We start from the raw sequence: 23,909 nt of genomic DNA on the forward strand, positions 1-23,909 counted from the left end.
TAGGCCAGATGTGGAAGCCCGGTAACGGGTGGAGCTGACTGGTACTAATAGGCCGAGGGCTTGTCCTCAGTTGCTCGCGTCCACTGTGTTAGTTCTGAAGCAACGAACAGTTGCTGGTTTCTAGAGCTGGAACACATAACTACAAAGTGTGCTTGTTCGCTCGAAACCGATAGGGTTTCGGTGGTCATAGCGTTAGGGAAACGCCCGGTTACATTCCGAACCCGGAAGCTAAGCCTTTCAGCGCCGATGGTACTGCAGGGGGGACCCTGTGGGTACGCCGAAGCGCGGCCGTGGGTTGGTTGCGCGAGAATGACTAGCGGTACCCCGAAGACAGGAGTCACACCCATGTCCAACTCTCCCGACGATCGTCCGGAGCGCGAGCCTCGGCGCAACGACGGCGGTGACAGGGGCGGCTACCGCGGGGGCCGTGACGACCGTGGTGGCGACCGTCCCTCGTTCCGTCGCGACGACCGCGGCGGCCGGCCGGCCGGTGGTGGCGGCGGCTTCCGCCGCGACGACCGCGGCGGGCGCCCTTCCGGCGGTGGCGGCGGGTTCCGCCGTGACGACCGCCGTGACGACCGCGGCGGCGACCGTCCGTCCTACCCGCGCCGTGACGACCGCGCAGGGGACCGTCCGTCCTTCCGTCGCGACGACCGCGGCGACCGCCCCTCCTACCCCCGCCGCGACGACCGGGGCGGTGACCGTCCCAGCTTCCCGCGCCGTGACGACCGGGGCGGTGACCGTCCCAGCTTCCCGCGCCGTGACGACCGGGGAGAGCGCGGGGAGCGTCCCTCGTACCCGCGTCGGGACGACGACCGCGGTGGCTACCGCGGCGGGCGCGACGACCGGGGCGGCGACCGGCCGTCCTACCCCCGTCGCGACGACCGCGGTGGTGACCGCCCCTTCAGCGGCGGCGGCGTCCGCCGTGACGACCGGGGTGACCGTCCGTCGTACCCGCGCCGTGACGACCGGGGCGAGCGTCCGTCGTACCCGCGTCGGGACGACGACCGCGGCGGCTACCGCGGCGGCCGCGACCGCGGTGGCGACCGCCCCTCCTACCCCCGCCGCGACGACCGCGGTGGTGACCGCCCCTCCTTCCGTCGTGACGACCGGGGGGACCGCCCGTCCTACCCGCGCCGTGACGACCGGGGTGACCGTCCTTCGTACCCGCGCCGTGACGACCGGGGCGAGCGTCCGTCGTACCCGCGTCGGGACGACGACCGCGGTGGCTACCGCGGCGGCCGCGACGACCGCGGTGGTGACCGCCCCTCCTACCCCCGCCGCGACGACCGCGGTGACCGTCCGTCGTACCCGCGTCGGGACGACGACCGCGGTGGCTACCGCGGCGGCCGCGACGACCGCGGCGGCGACCGCCCCTCCTACCCCCGCCGCGACGACCGGGGCGGCGACCGCCCCTCGTACCCGCGTCGGGACGACCGGGGCGGGGACCGCGGCGGCTACCGCGGCCGTGACGAGCGCGGCGGCGACCGCGGCTACCGCGCGGACCGCGACCGCGACCCGGTCAAGCGGCTCCCCATCGACGAGGACGTCACCGGCCTCGAGATCGACGCCGACGTGCGCCAGGAGCTGCTGAGCCTGCCCAAGGGCCTGGCCGAGGAGGTCTCCAAGAACCTGGTCATGGTTGCCCGCCTGATCGACGAAGACCCCGAGCAGGCCTATGCCTACTCGCGCATCGCCCTCCGCCTGGCCTCCCGCGTCGCCGCCGTCCGCGAGGCCGCCGGCTTCGCCGCCTACGCCACGCAGAAGTACAGCGAGGCCCTCGCCGAGTTCCGCGCCGCCAAGCGCATGACCGGCTCCGTCGAGCTGTGGCCCGTCATGGCCGACTGCGAGCGCGGCCTCGGCCGCCCGGAGCGGGCGCTGGCCATGGCCGGCGAGCCCGAGGTGCAGAAGCTCGACAAGGCCGGCCAGGTCGAGATGCGGCTGGTCGCAGCAGGTGCCCGGCGCGACCAGGGGCAGCTCGAAGCGGCCATCGTCACCCTGCAGAGCCCCGAGCTGGCGTCCAACGCCGTCCAGCCGTGGACCGCGCGCCTGCGGTACGCCTACGCCGACGCCCTGCTGGCGGCCGGTCGCGAGGACGAGGCCCGCGAGTGGTTCGGCAAGGCTTTGGAAGCGGACAAGGACGGGGCGACCGATGCCTCCGACCGTCTCGCCGAGCTCGACGGCGTCGAGTTCGTCGACGCCGCGGCCGACCTGGCCGACGACGGGGACGAGGACGCGAACGGCGCCGAGGACCTCGACGAGGACGACGAGGACGACGAGGACGACGACCAGGACCCGGCGGAGATCGCCGCGGCCGAGCGCGCCGTCGACGCCACCGAGTACTACGACGAGGACGACGAGGAGTACGAGCCGCTGGAGCCTTCCGCGGCCGACGCCGACGTCCGGGGCGACCAGGCCTGAGCGTCTTCGCCGCGCCGAAGTGCGGCGAAGGCACGTGAGGTGAAGCGCACCTGAAGAAGGGCGGTACCCCGACCGGGGTACCGCCCTTCTTCGCAGGTGGAGCCGGAGGCCTCAGCCGAGTCCGCGCAGGACCAGGCCGGTGGCCGGCTTCGGACCGAAGGACGTGGACTTGCGGGGCATGGTGACGCCCTGGCGGGCCAGGTCGCGCACGACCTCCTCCCGTACGGGGTGCAGCAGGACGGCGGTGCCCCCGTGGCGTTCGGCCATGGCCACCGTGGACGCGGCGTCGTGGATGTAGGTGATCTGGTCGGGGGCGTCCGGAACCTGCCAGAGGGCGTCGAGCAGGGTCGCGTGCAGCACGGTGGCGTCCAGCCGGCGCCAGGCCTCGGGACGGTCGTGGCGGACCGTGCGGTCGAGGAGGGCCGGGTCGGGATCGGTGACCAGGTGGAAGGTGCCGTCTCCCGCGAGCAGGAAGGCGTTGCCGCGTTCCGCCGCGTCCGCGAGGGCGTCCATGGCCAGGGGAAGCGGCCCGTCGACCGGGCGGACCCGGAAGTGGCCGGCGACGGGGGCCAGCGCGTCGGCGACCGGGAGTCGGCGCAGCATCCGGTGGATGGCGCGGACCTGGAGCGGGTAGCGGGCGGTGTCCACCAGCAGGACCAGGCCGAAGTCCCACGCGGTCGGGGAGGCGTGCTCCTCCTGGAGGCGCAGGTAGGTCGCCCAGCGGTGGTGGCCGTCGGCGATGAGGGCCTGGCGGTGGCTGAGATCCGCGGTGACGGTGGCGAGTTCGCCAGGGTCGGTGATGGCCCAGAGCCGGTGCTGGAAGCCGTCCTCGGTGGTCGTCGACAGCAGGGGAGCGCCCTGCGCGGTCCGCTCGACGACACCCGCCGCGCCCGCGCCGGGGTCGTCGCCGCGGTAGGTGAGCAGGAGGGGTTCCAGGTTGGCGGAGGTGGCCCGCATCAGGCCCGCCCGGTCGGTCACCACGTCCGGCATGACGTCCTCGTGGGGCAGGACGATCCCGGCGTCGGCGGTGGACAGCGCCAGGGCGCCGATGACGCCCCGCTGCAGCAGCCCCGCCCGGCGCTGCTCGTACACGTACAGCGCCGGCTCGGGGTCGGCGGACAGGATGCCCTCGGCGAGCCAGTCCCGCAGGGTCCGTGCGGCCTGTTCGTTGCGCGCGGCGGGGGTGCCGGCCTGCGGGAGGATCAGGCGGACGATGTTGTGCGGGTCGGCGGACTCGAGGTGGTCGACTCCGTCGGGGCGCACGACCACGTCGTACGGCGGCGAGGTGACGGCGGCCAGGCTGCCGACACGCTCGGGGACGTAGCGCAGGCCATGGAACGGAATCAGGCGCAGTCCGTGCTCCGCGGTGCCAGAAGTGGTCATTGGTGCATGGTAAGTCGCGTCTCGCCATGCGGGATGATCGGGGCAGTAGGGAATCGGACAAGATCGTTCACGTGAGGAGCGGCAAGGATGACCCGGCAGATCAGGACCAGTCCGGCGGCGTGTGAGCAGAGTCTGCACCAGGCGTACGACACTGCGCTCCTGGACCTGGACGGTGTGGTGTACGCGGGCGGGCGGGCCATCGGCCACGCCGTGGAGTCCCTCGCAGCGGCCCGCGCCGACGGCATGCACCTCGCCTACGTCACGAACAACGCCCTGCGGACCCCGCAGGCCGTCGCCGAGCACCTGGGCGAGCTCGGCATCCCGACGGAGGCGGCCGAGGTGATCACGTCGGCGCAGGCGGTGTCCCGGCTGATCGCGGAGCAGGTGGAGCCCGGGTCCAAGGTGCTGGTGATCGGCGGGGACGGGCTGCGGGTCGCGCTGCGCGAACGCGGACTCGTGCCGGTGGAGTCCGCCGACGAGGAGGGACTGGCGGCGGTCGTGCAGGGATACGGCGGCCCGGACCTGCCGTGGAGCCGGTTCGCGGAGGCCTCGTACGCGATCAACCGCGGCGTGCCGTGGTACGCGTCGAACACCGACCTGACGATCCCCGGGGCGCGGGGCATCGCGCCGGGCAACGGAGCCGCGGTGGAGGTCGTACGGATCGCCACGGGCGCGGAACCGCAGGTGGCGGGCAAGCCGCTGCCCCCGATGCACCGGGAGACGGTGCTGCGGACGGGGGCGAAGCGGCCGCTGGTCGTGGGCGACCGGCTCGACACCGACATCGAAGGTGCCTTCAACGGGGAGGTCGACTCGCTGCTGGTGCTGACCGGGGTGACCGACGCGGAACAGCTGCTGCGGGCCGAGCCCCGCCACCGCCCGACGTACGTGGACCGGGACCTGCGCGGCCTGCTGGCCGGGCAGCCCGAGGTGGAGCCGGCCGCCGAGGGCTTCCGTTGCGGAGGCTGGACGGCGGTCGCGCTGAACAACGGCGTGCTCGAACTGCGCGAGGACGACCGCGAGGACCACGACGGGACGGGCGACGCGGCGGGCGGGGTAGCGGACCGCGGGACGGCCGGGACGGGCGCCGGTGGGGCACGGGACCGGGACCCGCTGGACGGCCTGCGGGCGCTCTGCGCCGCTGCCTGGACGGCCGCCGGGGAGGACGTGTGCACCCTCGACGCCGCGAAGGCGCTGGCCAGGCTGGGACTTGAGAGGTGACCGGCGGTCCGTTCGGGGCGGAGGCTAGGCTAACCTAACCTGCGTGTTGGTTGAGAGTCCTCCTGAATCCGGACCGAGCGCGGCGCCCCCGCCCGGCGCCGTCGCCCGCCCACGCCATGCCGCGCGTGCCGCCGGACTGGCCGGCGCCCTCGTGGTGCTGGCCCTGATCGCGGTGGTGAGCATCGCCGTGGGCGCCAAGCAGATGCCCCTGGACGAGGTATGGCACGGCCTCTTCCACTACTCGGGAACCGTCTCCGACGTGGTGGTGCGGGACCTGCGGGTCCCGCGCACCCTCCTCGGGCTGATGGTCGGCCTCGGACTCGGCCTGTCCGGGGCGGTGATGCAGGCCCTGACCCGCAACCCGCTGGCCGAGCCCGGCATCCTCGGGGTCAACGCGGGTGCGGCCGCCGCCGTGGTATCCGCCATCAGCTTCTTCGGTGCGAGTTCGCTGAGCGAGTTCGTGTGGTGGGCCTTCCTCGGCGCCGCGGTCGTCTCGGTCGCCGTGTACGTGCTCGGCGGCAGCCGCAGCGCCACGCCGGTGCGCCTCGCGCTCGCCGGAACGGCGGCCAGCGCGGCCCTGGTCGGCTACATCAACTCCGTGCAGCTGATGGACAGCAAGGCGCTGGACAAGCTGCGCTTCTGGACGGTGGGCTCGCTGGCCTCCGCCAACATGGACACCGTCCGGCAGGTCGCTCCGTTCCTGCTGGTCGGCGCGGTGCTCGCGCTGTCGCTCGGCCGGCCGCTGAACGCGATGGCGATGGGCGACGACACGGCCCGGGCGCTCGGGGCGAACCTCACGCGCACCCGGATCGGCGCCATGCTCGCCATCACCCTGCTGTGCGGAGCGGCGACCGCCGCCTGCGGGCCCATCGTCTTCATCGGCCTGATGATCCCGCACCTCGTGCGGGTGTTCACCGGCCCCGACATGCGCTGGGTGCTGGCGTACTCGGCCGTCCTGTCGCCCGTCCTGCTGCTCGGCGCGGACGTCGTCGGCAGGGTCGTCACCCGGCCCGCCGAGCTCCAGGTCGGTATCGTCACCGCGCTCATCGGCGGGCCCGTCTTCCTTCACCTCGTCCGGCGCAAGAGGATGGCCCAGCTGTGACCGTGACCGCGAAAGCCCGCCCCGTGCGGCTCCCGGGCGGGGTGTCGCTGCGGATCGAGCGGCGTGCCCTGGCCGTCGGCGCCCTGCTCCTCCTCGCCGCGTTCGTCATGGCCGTCCTGCTCATCGGCACCGGCGACTTCGACATCGCGCCGTGGGACGTCGTGCAGACCCTGCTCGGCAACGGCACCCCCGCCAACGACTTCATCGTCAACGACCTGCGGCTGCCCCGGGTACTGGTCGCCCTGCTCGTCGGCGCCGCCCTCGGGATGGCCGGAGCGGTCTTCCAGTCGGTGAGCCGCAACCCGCTCGGCTCGCCCGACCTGCTCGGCTTCTCCTACGGGTCCGCGGTGGGCGCCCTCGTCGTCATCGTCCTGCTGAACGGCTCGGCCACCGAGGTCGCCGCCGGCGCGCTGCTCGGCGGCCTGCTGGCCGGCGCCGCCGTCTACCTGCTGGCGTACAAGCGGGGCATCCACGGCTACCGGCTGGTCCTGGTGGGCATCGGGATCTCCGCGATGCTGGTGGCCGTCATCCAGTACCTGATCACCAAGGCGCAACTGGTGGAGGCCTCGCGGGCGATGGTCTGGCTGACCGGTTCCCTGGCCGGCCGGGACTGGGCGCAGGTGTGGCCGCTGCTGGCGACCTGCGGGGTGCTGTTCCCGCTGGTGCTCGGGCAGGGCCGGGCCCTGCGGATGATCGAGATGGGCGACGACGCCGCGTACGCGGTGGGGGTCCGGGTCGAGCGCACCCGGCTGGTGCTGATGCTGGCCGCCATCCTGCTCACCACGGCGGCGAGCGCCGCCGCCGGGCCGATCAGCTTCGTCGCACTGGCAGCGCCGCAGCTGGCACGGCGGCTGACCCGCTCGCCGGGCGCCAACCTGCTGACCGCCGCCCTCATGGGCTCGGTGGTGCTGCTGCTCTCGGACTGGGCCTCGCAGCGGGCCTTCGGCGCGGACCAACTGCCCGTGGGCGTGGTGACCGGGCTGGTCGGCGGTGTCTATCTGCTCTGGCTGCTCGTCACCGAGCGCAAGGCAGGACGTATATGAACCTCAGGAGTGCGCAAGTGCAGCGGTTGACCGCGGAGAACGTGACCCTCGGCTACGACCAGCGGGTCATCGCCGAGAACCTGTCGGTGGAGATCCCCGACAACTCCTTCACGGTGATCGTCGGCCCCAACGCCTGCGGCAAGTCCACGCTGCTGCGGGCCCTGTCGCGGATGCTGAAGCCGTCCGAGGGGCGGGTGCTGCTCGACGGGCAGGCCATCGGGTCGATGCCGGTGAAGAAGGTCGCGAAGACCCTGGGGCTGCTCCCGCAGTCCTCGATCGCACCCGACGGCATCACCGTCGCCGACCTGGTCTCGCGCGGCCGGTACCCGCACCAGGGGCTGCTGCGGCAGTGGTCGCCCGAGGACGAGCGGATCGTGACGGAGTCGATGGCCTCGACCGGGGTCGCCGAGCTCGCCGACCGGGCGGTGGACGAGTTGTCGGGCGGCCAGCGGCAGCGCGTGTGGATCGCGATGGCACTGGCCCAGCAGACCCCGCTGCTGCTCCTCGACGAGCCGACGACCTACCTGGACATCCAGCACCAGATCGACGTGCTGGACCTGTGCGCCGAACTGCACGAGACGCAGGGTCGCACCCTCGTCGCCGTGCTGCACGACCTCAACCACGCCGCCCGCTACGCCACGCACCTCATCGCCATGCGGGGCGGGAAGGTCATCGCCGAGGGGGCGCCGCAGGAGGTGGTCACCGCGGAGCTCGTGGAGAAGGTGTTCGGGCTGCGCTGCCAGGTCATCGACGACCCGGAGACGGGGACGCCGCTGGTGGTCCCGGCGGCCCGGCGCTCGCGCGCCCGGGCCGAGGCCGCCGAGGTCTGACGGCGGCGGCGCACCCCCCGGGGGCCCGCCGACCGCCCCGGGCCGGCGGCGCCGTGCACCAGCCCGGCCGCCCCTGGGGGGCGGCCGGAGTCGGTTAGGGTCTCCGGGTGCAGAAGCTCATTCCCTCGTTCGGCCGGCGGACGTCCGGCTCCGACGCGGCCGCAGTCCCGGCCGCCGCACCGGACACCCGGCTCGGCTGGCTGGACGGCCTGCGCGGCATCGCCGCACTGGTCGTGGCCCTGCACCACTTCGACGTGCTGCACATGGTGCCCTTCGGGGACGCCGTCGGGCGCACCTTCGACCTGGGCCTGTTCGGTGTGATGCTCTTCTTCATCGTCAGCGGCTACATCATCCCCGCCTCGCTGGAGCGGCGGGGCGACGTCCGGGCCTTCTGGATCGGCCGCATCTTCCGGATCCACCCGGCCCTGATCGTCGCCCTCATTGTCTCGATCATGATGCTGCCGGATGGAGACGGCACGGTCGCACTGCTGCGCACCGGGGACGACCTGGCCTCACTGGTCGCGAACGGCCTGATGCTCCAGGACATGCTCGGCGTCGTCAACAGCATGAACGTCACCTGGACGCTCTGCTACGAGATGATCTTCTACTTCTTCGTCACCGCCCTGTTCACCCGCCGCCTGCACCGCCACAGCGGCGCCATCGCGGCCGCCTTCGCCGCCGCCGCCCTGGTGGTCGGCACGGCCGTCGGCACCCAGCTCCTCAACGCGGAGCTCGGCTCGACCCGGCTGCTCCTGCTGATCGTCACGCCGATCGCCCTCGCGGGCTTCGCCGGCGTGCTCAGCGGCCACCGGGTCCTGACTGGGGTGGGTGCCGCACTGCTCGCCGGCCTCGGCCTGGTGCTGATCACCTTCAACAGCCGGGCTCCCTGGTTCGAGACCTGGATGATCTTCGCCACGATGTTCGCCGGGACGGCGGTGTACCGGGCGCAGCACAGCCGGTCCGGCCGGTACGTGCACCTGCTCGCCTGCGCGTTCGTGATCACCGCGGGTGTGCTCGTCGGGTGGCTGTACAACCGGGGCGGCGTCGAGGACCACACCTGGACCTCGGGGTGGGAGGCCTGGTCGTTGTCCTACCTGGCCGCCTGGGCGCTGTTCGGGCTGGGGTTCCTCCTTCGGGGGCGGCGCTTCCCGAAGGTGCTGACCTGGCTCGGCGCGATCAGCTTCTCGCTGTACCTGCTGCACTTCCCGCTGCTGCGCACGGTCGGGCCGCTGGTGGGGGTTCCGCCGTTGCCGTCGTCGGCGCTCGGCGGAATCGCCTGGGCAGCGGTCTTCCTGGGCGTGGTGCTGGCCGCGAGCCACCTGATGTACCGCCTGGTCGAGCTGCCGATGCAGCGCCTCGGCCGGCGGGTGCAGAGGGCCGCGGACCGCCGGTGGCCGCGCAGCGCACCGCCGGCCGAGGCCGGTGCGGTCCCCGCCGGCGGGGTCCCGCCCCAGCGGGCGGCCGGGGAGGAACCCGCCCCCTTTGTCGGCGCTTCGCGGGACGGCCGCTGAGCCGTCTCTCCCGGATCTTGCCCGACCCGCGCCGGCAAGATCCGAAAGAGACGCCCTAGAGCAAGTTCTTCAGCCGCACCAGGTCGCGGAGGCCGGCCTCCAGTCTGACCCGGCCGGAGGCCCAGGCCTTCGCGAACCTCAGCTCTCCCGCGACCATCGCCACCAGGTCGTCGCCGGTCATGGCGAGGCGGATCTGCGCCTTGTGGGCCGGCGGCCCCGGGGCGACGGCGTCCACCCGGATCCGGCCTCCTTCGAGGCGGCCCGTGAACGTCTGGTCCAGGTCGGTGATGTGGCAGCTGAGGGAGCGGTCGAGGGCGGCCGCACCGCGCACGCCTTCCTCGGCCCGCGCGAGGTTGCCGGAGAGTTCGTCGAGTGCTGCACGGCACTCCTGGATCGTAGCCATCGTGATCACGACCGTACCGCAGAGCCGCGCGTCGCCGCGGGGGCGCTTCGGGGTAGCGTCGTGGCATGACCGACGAAGCAGCCGAGACTCCGGCCGAGGCCCCCGGCGAGACCGCGGCCGGGGCCGGGACGGAGGCCGGGGCAGGGGCCCCGGACGGGCCGGAGAGCGGGGCCGAGCCCGCCGAGGGGCCGGCCGGGCCCGTGCCGCTGGGCGTCGTACGGACCCCCACCGGCCACGTGGCGGTGGACGCGCATCTGGCCCGGCTGGCGGATGCGGACCACCTCGCGGCGGACGGACACGTCGAGGTGTACGAGGATGTCCACCGGGGGCTGCGCGAGGCGCTGACCGCGCTGGACGCACCGCCCGTCCCCGGACCGTACGAAAACAGGAGCTGAACCGAACGTGGCAGGAGTGGCACGCCGCCGCCTGGACGCCGAACTGGTACGCCGCAGCATGGCCCGCTCGCGCGAGCACGCCGCGCAGCTGATCGCCGCGGGCCGGGTGACCGTGGGCGGCACCACGGCGACCAAGGCCGCCACCCAGGTCGAGACCAGCGCGGCGCTCGTCGTCCTCAAGGACGACGACGACCCCGACTACGTCTCCCGCGGCGGCCACAAGCTGGCGGGCGCCCTCGCGGCCTTCCGGCCGCGGGGCCTGCAGGTCGAGGGCCGCCGGGCGCTGGACGCCGGCGCGTCCACCGGCGGCTTCACCGACGTGCTGCTGCGGGCGGGCGTGGCCCACGTGATGGCGGTCGACGTCGGCTACGGACAGCTCGCCTGGTCGCTGCAGAGCGACGACCGGGTCACCGTGAAGGACCGCACCAACGTGCGCGAGCTGACCGTCGAGCAGCTCGACGGCGTCCCGGTGGACCTCGTCGTCGGCGACCTGTCCTTCATCTCGATCGGCCTGGTGCTGCCGGCGCTGGTGCGGTGCACCGCACCGGACGCCGACCTGGTGCTGATGGTCAAGCCGCAGTTCGAGGTGGGCAAGGACCGGCTCGGCAGCGGCGGCGTGGTGCGCAGCCCGGAGCTGCGGGCGGAGGCCGTGCGCGAGGTCGCGGCCCGGGCCGCCGATCTGGGACTGGGGGTCCTCGGCGTGACCGCCAGTCCGCTGCCGGGGCCGTCGGGGAACGTCGAGTACTTTCTGTGGCTGAGGGCGGGGGCACCGGCGCTCGACCCGGCGGATGTTGACCGTGCAGTGGCGGAGGGGCCGCAGTGACAGATTCTTCGGGGGAACGGACCGTATTCCTGCTCGCGCACACCGGGCGGCCGGCGGCCATCCGCAGCGCCGAGCTGGTCGTCAAGGGGCTGCTGCGCTGCGGGCTGGGCGTACGGGTCTTCGCCCACGAGGCGGTGGATCTGCCGTTGCCGCCCGAGGTGGAGCTCGTCACCGAGTCCACGCCGGGGGTGCTGGACGGATGCGAGCTGCTGGTGGTGCTGGGCGGCGACGGGACCCTGCTGCGGGGCGCCGAGTTCGCGCGCGCGTCCGGCGTGCCGATGCTCGGCGTCAACCTGGGGCGGGTCGGCTTCCTCGCCGAGGCCGAGCGCGACGACCTGGACAAGGTCGTGGACCGGGTCGTGACGCGCTCGTACGAGGTCGAGGAGCGGATGACCCTCGACGTGATCGTGCGCACGAACGGCGACGTCGTCCACCGGGACTGGGCGCTGAACGAGGCCGCCGTCCAGAAGGTGTCCCCGGAGCGGATGCTGGAGGTGGTCCTGGAGATCGACGGACGGCCCGTGACCGGCTTCGGCTGCGACGGGATCGTCTGTGCGACCCCGACGGGCTCGACGGCGTACGCCTTCTCCGCGGGCGGACCGGTGGTGTGGCCGGAGGTGGAGGCACTGCTCATGGTGCCGATCAGCGCGCACGCGCTGTTCGCGAAACCGCTGGTGACCTCGCCCGACTCGGTGCTGGCGGTCGAGGTGCAGAACGGCACGCCGCACGGGGTGCTGTGGTGCGACGGCCGGCGCATGCTGGAGCTGCCGGCCGGGGCCCGTGTGGAGGTCCGGCGGGGTGCGGTGCCCGTGCGGCTGGCCCGGCTGCACCACGCGTCCTTCACGGACCGGCTCGTCGCGAAGTTCGCCCTGCCGGTGTCCGGCTGGCGCGGCGCGCCGCACTGAGGACCCGGCGCCCGCCGTGCGGGGCCGGGCCGCGTGGCGGCGGCACCGGGCCGGGCGGCCCTCACCGCCCGCAAGCCCGGCCGGGATTCCCGGTGTTGCCGTTCGGGGCTCGTCGCGAGAGCATTATTAGCACACGCGTTCGGAGAACTCGGGACGGGTGACGTCACATGGCACTCGGGAAACCTCGGTATCGTCGTCCCGTGCTTGAGGAGATGCGGATACGGTCGCTCGGGGTCATCGACGACGCGGTGGTCGAGCTGTCGCCCGGTTTCACCGCGGTGACCGGCGAGACCGGCGCGGGCAAGACGATGGTCGTCACCAGCCTCGGGCTGCTGCTCGGCGGTCGCGCCGACCCGGCCCTGGTACGGATCGGGGCCAAGGCGGCGGTCGTCGAGGGCCGCATCGTCATGCGCCCGGACGCCCCCGCCGCGGTACGCGCCGAGGAGGCCGGCGCCGAGCTCGACGACGGCGCCCTGCTGATCAGCCGGACCGTGTCCGCCGAGGGGCGCTCCCGTGCCCACGTCGGCGGCCGCTCGGTGCCCGTGGGCCTGCTCGGCGAGCTGGCCGACGACCTGGTCGCCGTCCACGGGCAGACCGACCAGCAGGGCCTGCTCCGGCCGGCCCGGCAGCGGCAGGCCCTCGACCGGTACGCCGGGGACGCCGTCGCCGTCCCGCTGGAGAAGTACGGATCCGCCTACCGCAGGCTCCGCGCGGTCGCCGTCGAACTCGACGAGATCACCACCCGGGCCCGGGAGCGCGCCCAGGAGGCCGATCTGCTGCGCTTCGGGCTGGACGAGATCGCGGCCGTGGAGCCGGTCGCGGGAGAGGACGCCGAGCTGGCCGCCGAGGCGGAGCGGCTGGGACACGCCGAGGCGTTGGCCTCGGCCGCCCAGGCGGCGCACGCCGCCCTCGCGGGCAATCCCGAGGACCCCGAAGCCATCGACGCGAACATGCTCGTCGCCGGGGCCCACCGGGCACTGGAGTCCGTACGGTCGCACGACCCGGCGCTCGGCGCGCTCGCCGAGCGGATCGGGGAACTCGGCATCCTGCTGTCCGACGTCGCCGGGGAACTCGCGGGGTACGCCGACGACCTCGACGCCGATCCGCTGCGGCTCGCCGCGGTGGAGGAGCGTCGGGCCGCCCTGACCCAGCTCACCCGCAAGTACGGCTCCGAGGGCACCGTGGACGCGGTACTGCAGTGGGCCGAACAGGGCGCGGCCCGGCTGCTGGAACTGGACGGCGACGACGAGCGGATCGCCGAGCTGACCGCGGAGCGCGACGGACTGCGCTCCGAACTGTCGCTGCTGGCGCAGGCGCTGACCGACGCCCGGGTGGAGGCGGCGACTCGCTTCGCCTCCGCGGTGACCGAGGAGCTGGCGTCACTGGCGATGCCGCACGCCCGGGTGACCATCGACATCCGGCAGACGGAGGACCCCGAAGGAGTGGACGTGGACGGCCGTCCGGTCGCCTACGGCCCCTCCGGCGCCGACGAGGTCGAACTGCTGCTGGCCCCGCACCCGGGCGCCCAGCCGCGGCCGATCGCCAAGGGCGCCTCGGGCGGTGAACTCTCCCGGGTGATGCTCGCCGTCGAGGTCGTCTTCGCGGGCACCGACCCGGTGCCGACGTACCTCTTCGACGAGGTCGACGCGGGCGTCGGCGGCAAGGCGGCGGTCGAGATCGGCCGGCGCCTGGCGAAGCTGGCCCGGACGGCGCAGGTCGTCGTGGTCACGCACCTGCCGCAGGTCGCGGCCTTCGCCGACCGGCAGCTGCTGGTCGAGAAGACCAACGACGGCTCGGTCACCCGCAGCGGCGTCACCGTCCTGGAGGGCGAGGACCGGATCCGCGAACTCTCGCGCATGCTCGCGGGACACGAGGACTCCGTCTCCGCGCGGGCGCACGCCGAGGAACTGCTGGCTGCGGCGCGCGCCGACGCGTGAGCCCGTACACCGGCCGGAGGGCCCGGGACGCACAGCGTTCCGGGCCTTCCGCTTGTCCGTGAAAGACCGCTTCGGGCCCGAAACCGACCGTTCCGCGCGTCACTCTTCGGGTTCCACTTAAGCCGTGTGGGTGAGCCCGGAGGGTGTCCGGGCCCATCTCGCACAGGATCCGCACCCATATGGTCCCGGAACGCGCGTACGGGCTGGCATTCTTGGCGACGTCTCTGACTCCCCTCACCCTGGAGCTTCGGCCCGTGAGCAGCTCCCCGGTCTCCACCCCCGTCGCGGCACAGCCCTACGGGCGCCCGCCGCTGCGCACCGTCCACGTGCTCGGCGGCGCTGCGGGCGCGGGCAGTTGCACGCACGTCCGCTCGCTCGCCACCGGGCTCGCCGCGCGCGGGGTACGGGTCACGGTGTGCGGCCCCGTCCGGGCGGAGGGCGAGTACGACTTCACCGGTGCCGGGGCGGAGTTCGCGCCCGACGCGGCGAGCGTGCTGCGGGCGGCGTGCGCCGGTGCGGACGTCGTGCACGCGCACGGGGTACGGGCCGGGCTGCGGGCGGCGCTGGCCGTACGCGGGCGCAGGGTGCCGCTGGTGGTGAGCTGGCACGGCGAGGGCCCGGCGGCGCCGGGCGCGCTCGGACGGCTGACCCGGATACTGGAACGGCGCGTGGCGCGGGCCGCCGCGGTCGTGCTCGGCGCCTCCTCGGACCTCGTGGACCTCGCGCGCCAGCGCGGCGCGAGGGACGCGCGGCTGGCGCCCGTGGCGGTTCCCGCAGCCCCGGAGGGGTCCTCGGATCCGGGCAAGCTGCGGGCGGAACTGGGCGTTGTGGAAAGGCCGTTGCTCATCGCCGTCGGCAGCCTGGTGGCGCACCGCGGGTACTCGGTCCTGCTGACGCGGCGCGGGAGTGGCGGGCGCTGGAGCCGGCACCGCTGCTGGTGATCGCGGGCGACGGGCCGCTACGGGCCGAACTGGCCCGGCGGATCGAGGCGGAGGCGCTCCCGGTCCGGTTGCTGGGGCGCCGCCGGGACGCGGCGCAGCTGCTGGCGGCGGCGGACGTGGCGGTGCTGCCCAGCCGTTGGGAGGCGCGGGCGCTGATGGCGCAGCAGGCGCTGAGGGCGGGGGTGCCGCTGGTGGCGACGGCGGTGGGGGGTGTGCCGGAGCTGGTGGGGGAGGGCGCGGTGCTCGTCCCGCCGGGGCAGGCGCACGCCCTCGCCTCCGCCGTGACCGGCCTCCTGGCCGACCCGGCCCGGCGGGCCGACCTCGCCGCCGCGGGGCGCATCCAGGCCGCGACGTGGCCGTCGGAGGACGACACGGTGGCGCAGGTCCTGTCGGTCTACGACGAACTGACGCAACGCCGCTAGCCCCGGCGGCGCGCCGCCCACCGGGGCTCCGCCCCGCGCCCCGCGCCTCGAACGCCGGCGGGGCTGGAGTGGTGCGGCTCTGCCCCCGGGCTTGCGCCTCAGGCGCTGGTGGGGGGCCGGCCGATGCAGCCTCGCCGGCGCTTGATGCGCGGGTCCGGGCAGCGCCCGGGGAACGGTGGAAGGGCGGGTAGGGGACCAGCCCCGCAGGGCCACCCGCCGCCCCCGGCCGCGCCGCCGCTGCGGGGCTCCGCCCCGGACCCCGCGCCTCGAACGCCGGCGAGGCTGGGAGGGCGGGGCTCCGCGCCTCAGGCGCCGGCGGCGCCGGTCGGGTCGGAGTGGGCGGGACGGGGGCGTAGGGGCGTCAGGACGGGGTGGTGTGGCGGCGGGCGCGGAGGGCCAGGCTCAGGGAGAGGACCGTCTCCGGGTCGTCCAGGTCCGTGCCCAGCAGCTCCGCGATGCGGGCCAGCCGGTTGTAGAGCGTCTGCCGGTTCAGGTGCAGCTCACGCGCCGTCTCCGCCTTGCGGCCCGCATGGGCCAGGTACGTCTCCAGCGTCGGCAGCAGCGGCGGCCGCGACGCCGCGTCGTGCGTCCGCAGCGGACCGATCGCCCGGTCCACGAAGGCCGCCAGGTCCGGGTGCTCCCGCAGTCGCCACAGCAGCAGGTCGATGTCGAGGCGGCGGGCGTCGTACCAGGGCCGGGCCGGCAGGCCGTGCGCCGCCGTCGCCGTCTCCGCCGCGTGCCGCAGGCCCGCCGAGGCGGCCGTCCAGCCGCCCGCGACACCCACGACCACGGCCGGCGGGGCGGTGGCCCGGTCCAGGCCGGCGCGCTCGACACCGGCCCGCAGCGCCGCCGCCACCCGGTCGGCGACCGCCGTGCGCTCCGACTCAGCCCGCAGCGAGACCAGCAGCGGCACCCGCCCCTCGACCGGCCGGACCCCCAGCAGGAACGGGACGCCGACGGACGACAGCTCCTCCAGGACCGCCCGCGCCAGGACGGCCCAGTTCCCCGACGGGCCGAGGTCCGACAGCCGCATGACCACCGGCAGCAGCGGTCCCGCGCCCGGCTTGAAACCCAGCACCCGGGCCTGCGCCGGTGCGTCCTCCGCCGAGATGCGGCCCTCCGCGAGGTCGGTGAGGAAGTCCCCGCGGCCGCGCGCCGCCAGCTCCTCCTCCTGCCGCGCCTGCATCAGGACCACCGCCAGCACCCCGGCGGTGCGCTCCGCCGCCATCCGGTGCACCGGCAGCAGCGGCCCCGAGACCCCGACCAGGACCAGCCGGGCCCGCACCGAGCCCGTGCCGTGGCCGCCGCCCGGCACGTCCACCACCACCGTGTTCGCCGACGGTTCGGCCTCCCGCTGGCCGCGCAGACCCTCCCACACCTGGAGCGGGTCCGCGCCGGGGTCCCCGGCCGAGCTGGCTGCCGCGTACAGCAACTGCCCGTCCGGGGTCTCCAGGAAGACCGGGTTCGCCGTGAAGTCGGCCAGGATGCGCAGCACCTGCGGGATGCCCCCGCCGCCCAACAGTGCCTCCGTGCACCGCCGGTGGACCTCCTCGGCCTTCTGGAGCAGGGCGTAGTGCCCGTTGACGATCTCGGTGTGGACCTCTTCCGTCACCGCGACGAAGGGGACCTCCCGGTGCAGCTGGACCAGCGGCAGCCCCGCCGCCCGTGCCGTCTCCACGAGCGTCGCCGGCAGCCGTGTGAAGCGCGGCCCCAACTCGACGACGAGCGCGGCGATCCCGCGGTCCGCGAGGCGGCGTACGAAGGCCCGCTGCTCGGCGGGACGGGTCCCGAGGCCGAGCCCCGTGGTCAGCAGCAACTCGCCGCCCTTGAGGAGGGAGGCGATGTTCGGGACCTCGCCCGCGTGCACCCAGCGCACGGTGCGGCCCAGGCGGTCGGCGCAGGCCACCACCTCCGGCAGGCCGCTGCGCAGCCCCGGCAGCTCCAGTGCCCGCTGAACCGTGATCCCGCCCTGGTTGTCCATGTCGCGGGACGCTACCAGGGGGTCAGACCGGCCGGATGTTGTGGTTGAAGCGGAAGACGTTGTCGGGGTCGTACTGCCGTTTCAGCGCGCCCAGCCGCTGCATGTTCTCGCTGCCGAGACCGGAGACCACCCGGTCCGCGCCCTCGTTCCCGGTGAAGTTCAGGTACACCGCCCCGGTGCTCCACGGCGCGCAGTCGGACCGGACGTCCTTGACCCACTGCCGGCACCTGTCGTCGTCGGCCGGGTCCTCCCACACCCCGAACGGGTGCACCGCCCAGGGCGCGCCGCGGTACGGCACCGGGTAGTGGTCCGGGCCGGAGGCGACGGCGCCGCCCTGCGGGAAGACCAGGTGCTGGGTGCCCGTCGGGACCGGCATCGACCCGGCGCGGGCGCAGAAGACGTCGACGTACGCGTCGGGCAGGCCGGTGAGGTACTCCGCCGACCAGTAGTTCCGCATGCCGGGCGGGTCGTCGATCATGCACTGGAGGTCGGCGTAGGGGATGGCGGTGACGATCTCGGACTCGTGGGGGATCGCCAGCAGCGGCTGCGCCAGCTTGCGCATCTCGTCCTCCGGGCCCGCGTACGTCAGCAGCACCCCGGCCAGCAGCGTGCCGACCAGGTGCGGCGGTACGAACTCCTCGGGCGGTGCGGTGATGTAGAGGGCGGCACCGGAGGCCTCCGGCGGTCCGGTCTCGATCAGGTCGCGGTAGGCGCGCACCGCCTCCGGACCGCGTTCGGGCAGGTACAGCACGAACGCGATGGACATGTGGGGCAGTTCGTGCAGACGCAGCGTCAGCGACGTGGCGATGCCGAAGTTCCCGCCGCCGCCGTGCAGCCCCCAGAACAGTTCGGGGCGGTCCTCGGCGCTCGCGTGCACCAGCTCGCCCTCCGCCGTGACGAGCTCCACGTCCAGCAGGTTGTCGACGGCCAGGCCGAACTTCCGGTCCAGCCAGCCGGTGCCGCCGCCCAGGACGAAGCCGCCGACCCCGGTGGTGGAGGCCCGGCCGCCCGTCGTGGCCAGGTCGTACGGCTGGCAGGCGCGGTCGAGATGGCTCATCGTGGCTCCGCCCCCGACGTGCGCCGCCGCGGCCGCCGGATGGACCGTCACCTCGTGCATCCGGCGCAGGTCCACCACGAGCCCGCCGTCGCACAGGGCCATCCCGGCGACGCTGTGCCCGCCGCCGCGCACGGCGATGTGCAGGTCCAGCTCCCTTGCGAAGCGCACGGCGGTGACCACGTCCTCCGTGCTCTCGCACTGGGCGATCACGGCGGGCCTGCGGTCGATCATCGCGTTGAAGACGGTCCGGGCCTCGTCGTAGCCCGGGTCCTCCGGGGCGAACACCCCGCCGGACAGATCCTCGCGGAGCGCGGTCAGAGCCGCGCCCGCCTTCGAGAGGGGAGCCATGGCTGCCCCCTTCCACCGGACGGAGGGCAAAAGACCCTTCCAGCCTAGGCCCGGAGGATCGGCGGGGCGCGCTGGAAACCGCACCTCGCCGCCCGGCTCAGCCGCCGTACGCGCCGCTCGCGGTCAGCCGCAGTGCCGTGTCGATCAGCGGAACGTGGCTGAAGGCCTGCGGGAAGTTCCCCACCTGCCGCTGCAGCCGCGGGTCCCACTCCTCCGCCAGCAGGCCCAGATCGTTGCGCAGCGCCAGCAGCCGCTCGAAGAGCCGCCGCGCCTCGTCCACCCGGCCGATCATCGCCAGGTCGTCGGCCATCCAGAACGAGCAGGCGAGGAAGGCGCCCTCGTCCCCCTCCAGGCCGTCCACTCCGGCCTCCTCGCCCGCCGTCGGGTAGCGCAGGATGAACCCGTCGGGCGTGGACAGCTCGCGCTGGATCGCCTCGATGGTCCCGATGACCCGCTTGTCGTCCGGCGGCAGGAAGCCCATCTGCGGGATCAGCAGCAGCGAGGCGTCCAGCTCCTTCGAGCCGTAGGACTGCGTGAAGGTGTTGCGTTCCTTGTCGTAGCCCTTCTCGCACACGTCCTGGTGGATCTCGTCGCGCAGCTCCCGCCACCGTTCCAGCGGGCCGTCCGCGTCCCCGCTCTCGATCAGCTTGATCGTGCGGTCCACGGCCACCCACGCCATCACCTTGGAGTGCACGAAGTGCCGGCGCGGCCCGCGCACCTCCCAGATGCCCTCGTCCGGCTCCGACCAGTGCGTCTCCAGATAGCGGATCAGCTTGAGCTGGAGCAGCGAGGCGTAGTCGCTGCGGGCCAGGCCGGTCATGTGGCCCAGGTGCAGGGCCTCGGTGACCTCGCCGTACACGTCCAGCTGGAGCTGGCCGGCCGCGCCGTTGCCGACCCGCACCGGGCGGGAGCCCTCGTAGCCGGGCAGCCAGTCCAGCTCGGTCTCGCCCAGCTCCCGCTCACCCGCGATCCCGTACATGATCTGCAGGTTCTCGGGGTCGCCGGCCACCGCGCGCAGCAGCCACTCGCGCCAGGCGCGGGCCTCCTCGCGGTAGCCGGTGCGCAGCAGCGAGGAGAGCGTGATCGCCGCGTCCCGCAGCCAGGTGTAGCGGTAGTCCCAGTTGCGGACCCCGCCGATCTCCTCCGGGAGGGAGGTGGTCGGCGCGGCCACGATCCCGCCCGTGGGGCCGTAGGTGAGCGCCTTGAGCGTGATCAGCGAGCGGACCACGGCCTCCCGGTACGGCCCGTGGTACGTGCACTGCGCGACCCACTCGCGCCAGAACTCGGCGGTCGACTCCAGGGCCGCCTCGGCGTCCGGGGCCTCGGGCGCACCGCGGTGCGAGGGCTGCCAGCTGATGCTGAAGGCGATCCGGTCGCCGGGCCCGACGGTGAAGTCGGAGTACGTCGTCAGGTCCTTGCCGTAGGTCTGCGCGTCGGTGTCCAGCCAGACCGAGTCGGGGCCGGCGACGGCGACGGTACGCCCGTCGACCTTGTGCACCCACGGCACCACCCGCCCGTAGCTGAAGCGCATCCGCAGGGCGGAGCGCATGGGCACGCGCCCGCTGACGCCCTCCACGATGCGGATCAGCTGCGGCGCGTGGTGCTCGCGCGGCGGCATGAAGTCGATGACGCGGACGTTGCCCCGCGGGGTGTCCCACTCGGACTCCAGCACCAGCGAGTCGCCCCGGTAGCGGCGGCGGGTGGCAGCCGGGGCCTCGGCACCCGCCGGGACCGCGGGCCCGATCCGCCAGAAGCCGTGATCCTCGGTGCCGAGAATGCTCGCGAACACGGCATGGGAGTCGAAGCGGGGCAGGCACAGCCAGTCCACCGCCCCGTCCCGGCAGACCAGGGCAGCGGTCTGCATGTCCCCGATGAGTGCGTAATCCTCGATGCGCCCGGACACGTGCATCTCCAGTCGAACGGCCACGTCCGCCCCGAAGGGCGCTTGCAATGCGCGTTTGCGCGGTCTCCTGTGTGCAGGGACCCCCGCGTGAGCCCATGATTCCGTATATCGGCTCGGTTAGGCCGTCCGACGGACTGCCCGGCGGTGATGTGTGCAATATCCGAGCAGGATATGTCGGCACCCTAGTGATCTTCTCCAGGCCGCGGGGAATGCTGTTCGGCCGAACGGGTGAGCAGCGGGTTCTGCGCCCCGGCGCACTGCGGCGCTCTGCCACGAGCCGTGGACGGCGCGTGCCCGGAGGCGGACCGGCCCCGGCGCTGATAGGCTGGTACCCCGTGGACCGGTGGTCTGCCTGTGCGAATCAGGAACCCCGAAACCGCAGCTTCGGCGCCCCCTGAGACCCTTCCGGATCGACGGCGGCCGGCGCCGGAAGCACCCCACCTCGCGACCACGGGAGCCCCCTCTTGGCGATGCCGCCCAAATCCATGACGACCAAGCACATCTTCGTCACCGGGGGTGTCGCTTCCTCCCTCGGCAAGGGCCTGACGGCCTCCAGCCTGGGTGCGCTCCTGAAGGCGCGCGGTCTGCGGGTCACGATGCAGAAGCTCGACCCGTACCTGAACGTCGACCCGGGCACCATGAACCCGTTCCAGCACGGCGAGGTGTTCGTCACCAACGACGGCGCCGAGACCGACCTGGACATCGGCCACTACGAGCGCTTCCTCGACGTCGACCTCGACGGCTCGGCCAACGTGACCACCGGCCAGGTCTACAACACGGTCATCGCCAAGGAGCGCCGCGGCGAGTACCTCGGTGACACCGTGCAGGTCATCCCGCACATCACCAACGAGATCAAGCACCGGATCCGCCGGATGGCGACCGAGGACGTCGACGTCGTCATCACCGAGGTCGGCGGCACCGTCGGCGACATCGAGTCGCTGCCCTTCCTGGAGACCGTCCGCCAGGTCCGCCACGAGGTGGGCCGCGACAACGTCTTCGTCGTGCACATCTCGCTGCTGCCCTACATCGGCCCCTCCGGCGAGCTGAAGACCAAGCCCACCCAGCACTCCGTCGCCGCCCTGCGCAACATCGGCATCCAGCCCGACGCCATCGTGCTGCGCGCCGACCGCGACGTCCCCACCTCGATCAAGCGCAAGATCTCGCTGATGTGCGACGTGGACGAGGCGGCCGTGGTCGCGGCCATCGACGCCAAGTCGATCTACGACATCCCGAAGGTCCTGCACACCGAGGGCCTGGACGCGTACGTCGTGCGCAAGCTCGACCTGCCCTTCCGCGACGTCGACTGGACCGTCTGGGAGGACCTCCTGGACCGGGTCCACAACCCCGACCACGAGGTCAAGGTCGCCCTCGTCGGCAAGTACATCGACCTGCCCGACGCCTACCTGTCGGTGACCGAGGCGCTGCGCGCCGGCGGCTTCGCCAACAAGGCCCGGGTCCAGATCAAGTGGGTCACCTCCGACGACTGCAAGACCCCGGCCGGCGCCGCCGCCCAGCTGTCCGACGTGGACGCGGTCTGCGTCCCCGGCGGCTTCGGCGACCGCGGTGTGAACGGCAAGGTCGGCGCGATCACCTACGCCCGCGAGAACAGGATCCCGCTGCTGGGCCTCTGCCTCGGCCTGCAGTGCGTGGTCATCGAGGCCGCGCGCAACCTCGCGGGCATCGAGGACGCCAACTCCACCGAGTTCGACGCCTCCACCCCGCACCCGGTCATCTCGACCATGGAGGAGCAGCTCGCCTTCGTCGAGGGCGCGGGCGACCTCGGCGGCACCATGCGCCTGGGCATGTACCCGGCCAAGCTCGCCGAGGGCTCCATCGTGCGCGAGGTCTACGGCGACGAGGCGTACGTGGACGAGCGCCACCGCCACCGCTACGAGGTCAACAACGCCTATCGCGGCGAGCTGGAGAAGACGGGCCTGGTCTTCTCCGGCACCTCCCCGGACAACAAGCTCGTCGAGTACGTCGAGTACCCGCGCGAGGTCCACCCCTACCTGGTGGCCACCCAGGCCCACCCGGAGCTGCGCTCGCGCCCTACGCGCCCGCACCCGCTGTTCGCGGGTCTGGTCAAGGCGGCCGTGGAGCGGCAGCAGTCCGCGAAGTGAGCGCCTGACCGCATAACGTAGACGGCCGGGGTACGGAAGATCCGTACCCCGGCTGTCGCGCGTTGTGGAGGGCTTCGGGGCATGAACATCAAGGACACGGCGGAATCCTGGGAGACCCTGTCGAGCCAGCGGCCGTTCCAGGGCGCCAAGACGGCGGTCGACTCCGACGAGGTCCGGATGCCGGACGGCTCGACCGCCCGCCGCGACTACCAGGTGCACCCCGGTTCGGTGTGCGTGCTCGCGCTGGACGAGGAGGACCGGGTGCTGGTCCTCAGCCAGTACCGGCACCCGGTGCGGCGCCGGCTGTGGGAACTGCCGGCCGGACTGCTGGACGTCCCCGGCGAGAACCCGCTGCTCGGCGCCCAGCGGGAGCTCGCCGAGGAGGCGCACGTCAAGGCGGAGGACTGGCGGGTGCTGGTCGACTTCTACGCCTCCCCGGGCGGGTCGGACGAGGCGATCCGGGTCTTCCTCGCCCGCGGCGTCTCGGAGGCGGAAGGCGAACGCTACGCCGAGACCGGCTCGGAGGAGGCGGACATGGAGGTCACCTGGGTCCCGCTGCCGCAGCTGGTCCGGGGGATCCTGGCGGGCGAGATCGGCAACCCGGGGCTGGTGACCGGGGTGCTCGCCCTGACCGCCGCGCTGGCGGGCGAGGGCGGCATCGACGCCCTGCGCCCGGCCCTCGCGCCCTGGCCGGCCCGCCCGTACGAGGCCTAGGGGTGTTGGGAAGGTCCCGCACGGCGCCCACGGCACCCGGCACGCACTCGCGCCGCACCGGCCGAAGCCCCGAGTACGCCCGGTACGAGGGCCTTCGCCCGGCACGCCGAGAGCACGCACCGGACACCGCGGGCACCGCACAGGACTCTCGCAACAGCCCCCAGGCCCTCTCCCGCCCGCGGGACGGGACATCGAGCCCCGCAGGCGGTTGAGGCGCGGGGTCCGGGGCAGAGCCCTGGGGGACCGGAAGCGGAAGGGCGGGCGTGGGGACGGCCCCGCGCAGTCGGGCGAGCGGGCTCGCGGCGGGCAGCGGCACCGCCGCCCGCCGCCCGCGGGGACGGATGGCCCCGCGCCCAGGGCAGCGAAAAAGCGGACCATCCGCTGATCCGATCGGGGGATTCACCCGCCGCGCTCCCCACGGACCGTCGCTCTGCGTGAACTACGCTCGCCAT

17 protein-coding genes, 1 rRNA gene and 2 pseudogenes are annotated in these 23,909 nt (G+C 73.6%); 15 read left to right on the forward strand and 5 right to left on the reverse strand.

The features are described 5' to 3' along the window. Positions 1-176: 176 nt before the first annotated feature. The 3 genes and pseudogenes from rrf to IF89_RS38305 all read left to right on the forward strand — a co-directional run bounded on the left by rrf (position 177) and on the right by IF89_RS38305 (position 2,421). Positions 177-294, forward strand: a 5S ribosomal RNA gene (gene rrf, locus IF89_RS0126105). Positions 295-345: 51 nt separating this feature from the next. Beyond that, positions 346-1,437 (forward strand): annotated as a pseudogene (locus IF89_RS47865) (hypothetical protein); the annotation flags it as partial. A 138-nt stretch (positions 1,438-1,575) separates the two neighbouring features. Beyond that, positions 1,576-2,421: a tetratricopeptide repeat protein gene (locus tag IF89_RS38305; protein ID WP_199820564.1), complete on the forward strand. Its 846-nt coding sequence runs from the start codon at positions 1,576-1,578 to the stop codon at positions 2,419-2,421. Between the two features lie 111 nt (positions 2,422-2,532). Here the strand turns inward: IF89_RS38305 and IF89_RS0126115 are convergent, their stop codons facing one another. Beyond that, positions 2,533-3,804: a DUF1015 family protein gene (locus tag IF89_RS0126115; RefSeq protein WP_030772898.1), complete on the reverse strand. Its 1,272-nt coding sequence runs from the start codon at positions 3,802-3,804 to the stop codon at positions 2,533-2,535. A gap of 87 nt (positions 3,805-3,891) precedes the next feature. On the opposite strand from IF89_RS0126115, the gene IF89_RS0126120 reads away from it, so the two are divergent. From IF89_RS0126120 to IF89_RS49105, 5 genes are all read left to right on the forward strand, one after another. Further along, positions 3,892-5,022 (forward strand): HAD-IIA family hydrolase, encoded by a 1,131-nt coding sequence (locus tag IF89_RS0126120; protein WP_030772901.1) that lies wholly within the window; start codon positions 3,892-3,894, stop codon positions 5,020-5,022. A gap of 43 nt (positions 5,023-5,065) precedes the next feature. After that, positions 5,066-6,124, forward strand: coding sequence for a FecCD family ABC transporter permease (locus tag IF89_RS0126125; RefSeq protein WP_030772903.1), 1,059 nt, complete (start codon positions 5,066-5,068; stop codon positions 6,122-6,124). Then, on the forward strand, positions 6,121-7,167 hold the full coding sequence (locus IF89_RS0126130) for a FecCD family ABC transporter permease (protein WP_030772906.1): 1,047 nt from the start codon (positions 6,121-6,123) through the stop codon (positions 7,165-7,167). Before IF89_RS0126125 ends, IF89_RS0126130 begins: the two co-directional genes overlap by 4 nt. Continuing rightward, the gene (locus IF89_RS0126135; RefSeq protein ID WP_078628522.1) at positions 7,164-7,997 is read left to right on the forward strand and encodes an ABC transporter ATP-binding protein; all 834 of its coding nucleotides are present in this window, start codon (positions 7,164-7,166) and stop codon (positions 7,995-7,997) included. The genes IF89_RS0126130 and IF89_RS0126135 overlap by 4 nt, the downstream gene beginning before the upstream one ends. 107 nt (positions 7,998-8,104) lie before the next feature. Next, positions 8,105-9,508: an acyltransferase family protein gene (locus IF89_RS49105; RefSeq protein ID WP_051807648.1), complete on the forward strand. Its 1,404-nt coding sequence runs from the start codon at positions 8,105-8,107 to the stop codon at positions 9,506-9,508. A gap of 55 nt (positions 9,509-9,563) precedes the next feature. Here the strand turns inward: IF89_RS49105 and IF89_RS0126145 are convergent, their stop codons facing one another. Beyond that, positions 9,564-9,911, reverse strand: coding sequence for an SCP2 sterol-binding domain-containing protein (locus tag IF89_RS0126145; protein ID WP_030772915.1), 348 nt, complete (start codon positions 9,909-9,911; stop codon positions 9,564-9,566). A 65-nt stretch (positions 9,912-9,976) separates the two neighbouring features. On the opposite strand from IF89_RS0126145, the gene IF89_RS0126150 reads away from it, so the two are divergent. From IF89_RS0126150 to IF89_RS38310, 5 genes and pseudogenes are all read left to right on the forward strand, one after another. Beyond that, positions 9,977-10,306 carry a hypothetical protein gene (locus IF89_RS0126150; RefSeq protein WP_030772918.1) on the forward strand — a complete coding sequence of 110 codons (330 nt, stop codon included), beginning with the start codon at positions 9,977-9,979 and terminating at the stop codon, positions 10,304-10,306. A 7-nt stretch (positions 10,307-10,313) separates the two neighbouring features. Next, positions 10,314-11,129: a TlyA family RNA methyltransferase gene (locus IF89_RS0126155; RefSeq protein ID WP_030772920.1), complete on the forward strand. Its 816-nt coding sequence runs from the start codon at positions 10,314-10,316 to the stop codon at positions 11,127-11,129. Next, on the forward strand, positions 11,126-12,034 hold the full coding sequence (locus IF89_RS0126160) for an NAD kinase (protein ID WP_030772922.1): 909 nt from the start codon (positions 11,126-11,128) through the stop codon (positions 12,032-12,034). The genes IF89_RS0126155 and IF89_RS0126160 overlap by 4 nt, the downstream gene beginning before the upstream one ends. 212 nt (positions 12,035-12,246) lie before the next feature. Further along, positions 12,247-13,971: a DNA repair protein RecN gene (gene recN, locus IF89_RS0126165; protein WP_030772924.1), complete on the forward strand. Its 1,725-nt coding sequence runs from the start codon at positions 12,247-12,249 to the stop codon at positions 13,969-13,971. A 179-nt stretch (positions 13,972-14,150) separates the two neighbouring features. Further along, positions 14,151-15,334, forward strand: a pseudogene (locus IF89_RS38310) (glycosyltransferase family 4 protein). A gap of 361 nt (positions 15,335-15,695) precedes the next feature. Here IF89_RS38310 and IF89_RS0126175 read toward each other — a convergent pair. The 3 genes from IF89_RS0126175 to IF89_RS0126185 all read right to left on the reverse strand — a co-directional run bounded on the left by IF89_RS0126175 (position 15,696) and on the right by IF89_RS0126185 (position 20,629). After that, positions 15,696-17,315, reverse strand: coding sequence for a PucR family transcriptional regulator (locus IF89_RS0126175; RefSeq protein ID WP_030772927.1), 1,620 nt, complete (start codon positions 17,313-17,315; stop codon positions 15,696-15,698). A gap of 22 nt (positions 17,316-17,337) precedes the next feature. Beyond that, on the reverse strand, positions 17,338-18,720 hold the full coding sequence (locus IF89_RS0126180) for an FAD-binding oxidoreductase (RefSeq protein WP_030772930.1): 1,383 nt from the start codon (positions 18,718-18,720) through the stop codon (positions 17,338-17,340). 97 nt (positions 18,721-18,817) lie between these two features. After that, the gene (locus IF89_RS0126185) at positions 18,818-20,629 is read right to left on the reverse strand and encodes a glycoside hydrolase family 15 protein (protein ID WP_030772933.1); all 1,812 of its coding nucleotides are present in this window, start codon (positions 20,627-20,629) and stop codon (positions 18,818-18,820) included. A gap of 464 nt (positions 20,630-21,093) precedes the next feature. Here IF89_RS0126185 and IF89_RS0126190 point away from each other — a divergent pair, with 464 nt between their 5' ends. Together IF89_RS0126190 and IF89_RS0126195 are read left to right on the forward strand one after the other, a co-directional pair. Further along, positions 21,094-22,743: a CTP synthase gene (locus IF89_RS0126190; protein ID WP_030772937.1), complete on the forward strand. Its 1,650-nt coding sequence runs from the start codon at positions 21,094-21,096 to the stop codon at positions 22,741-22,743. An 81-nt stretch (positions 22,744-22,824) separates the two neighbouring features. Next, on the forward strand, positions 22,825-23,457 hold the full coding sequence (locus tag IF89_RS0126195) for an NUDIX domain-containing protein (RefSeq protein ID WP_030772940.1): 633 nt from the start codon (positions 22,825-22,827) through the stop codon (positions 23,455-23,457). Positions 23,458-23,909 lie beyond the last annotated feature (452 nt).

The sequence above is a fragment of the Streptomyces sp. NRRL F-2664 genome (assembly GCF_000719345.1).
Taxonomy (GTDB): domain Bacteria; phylum Actinomycetota; class Actinomycetes; order Streptomycetales; family Streptomycetaceae; genus Streptomyces.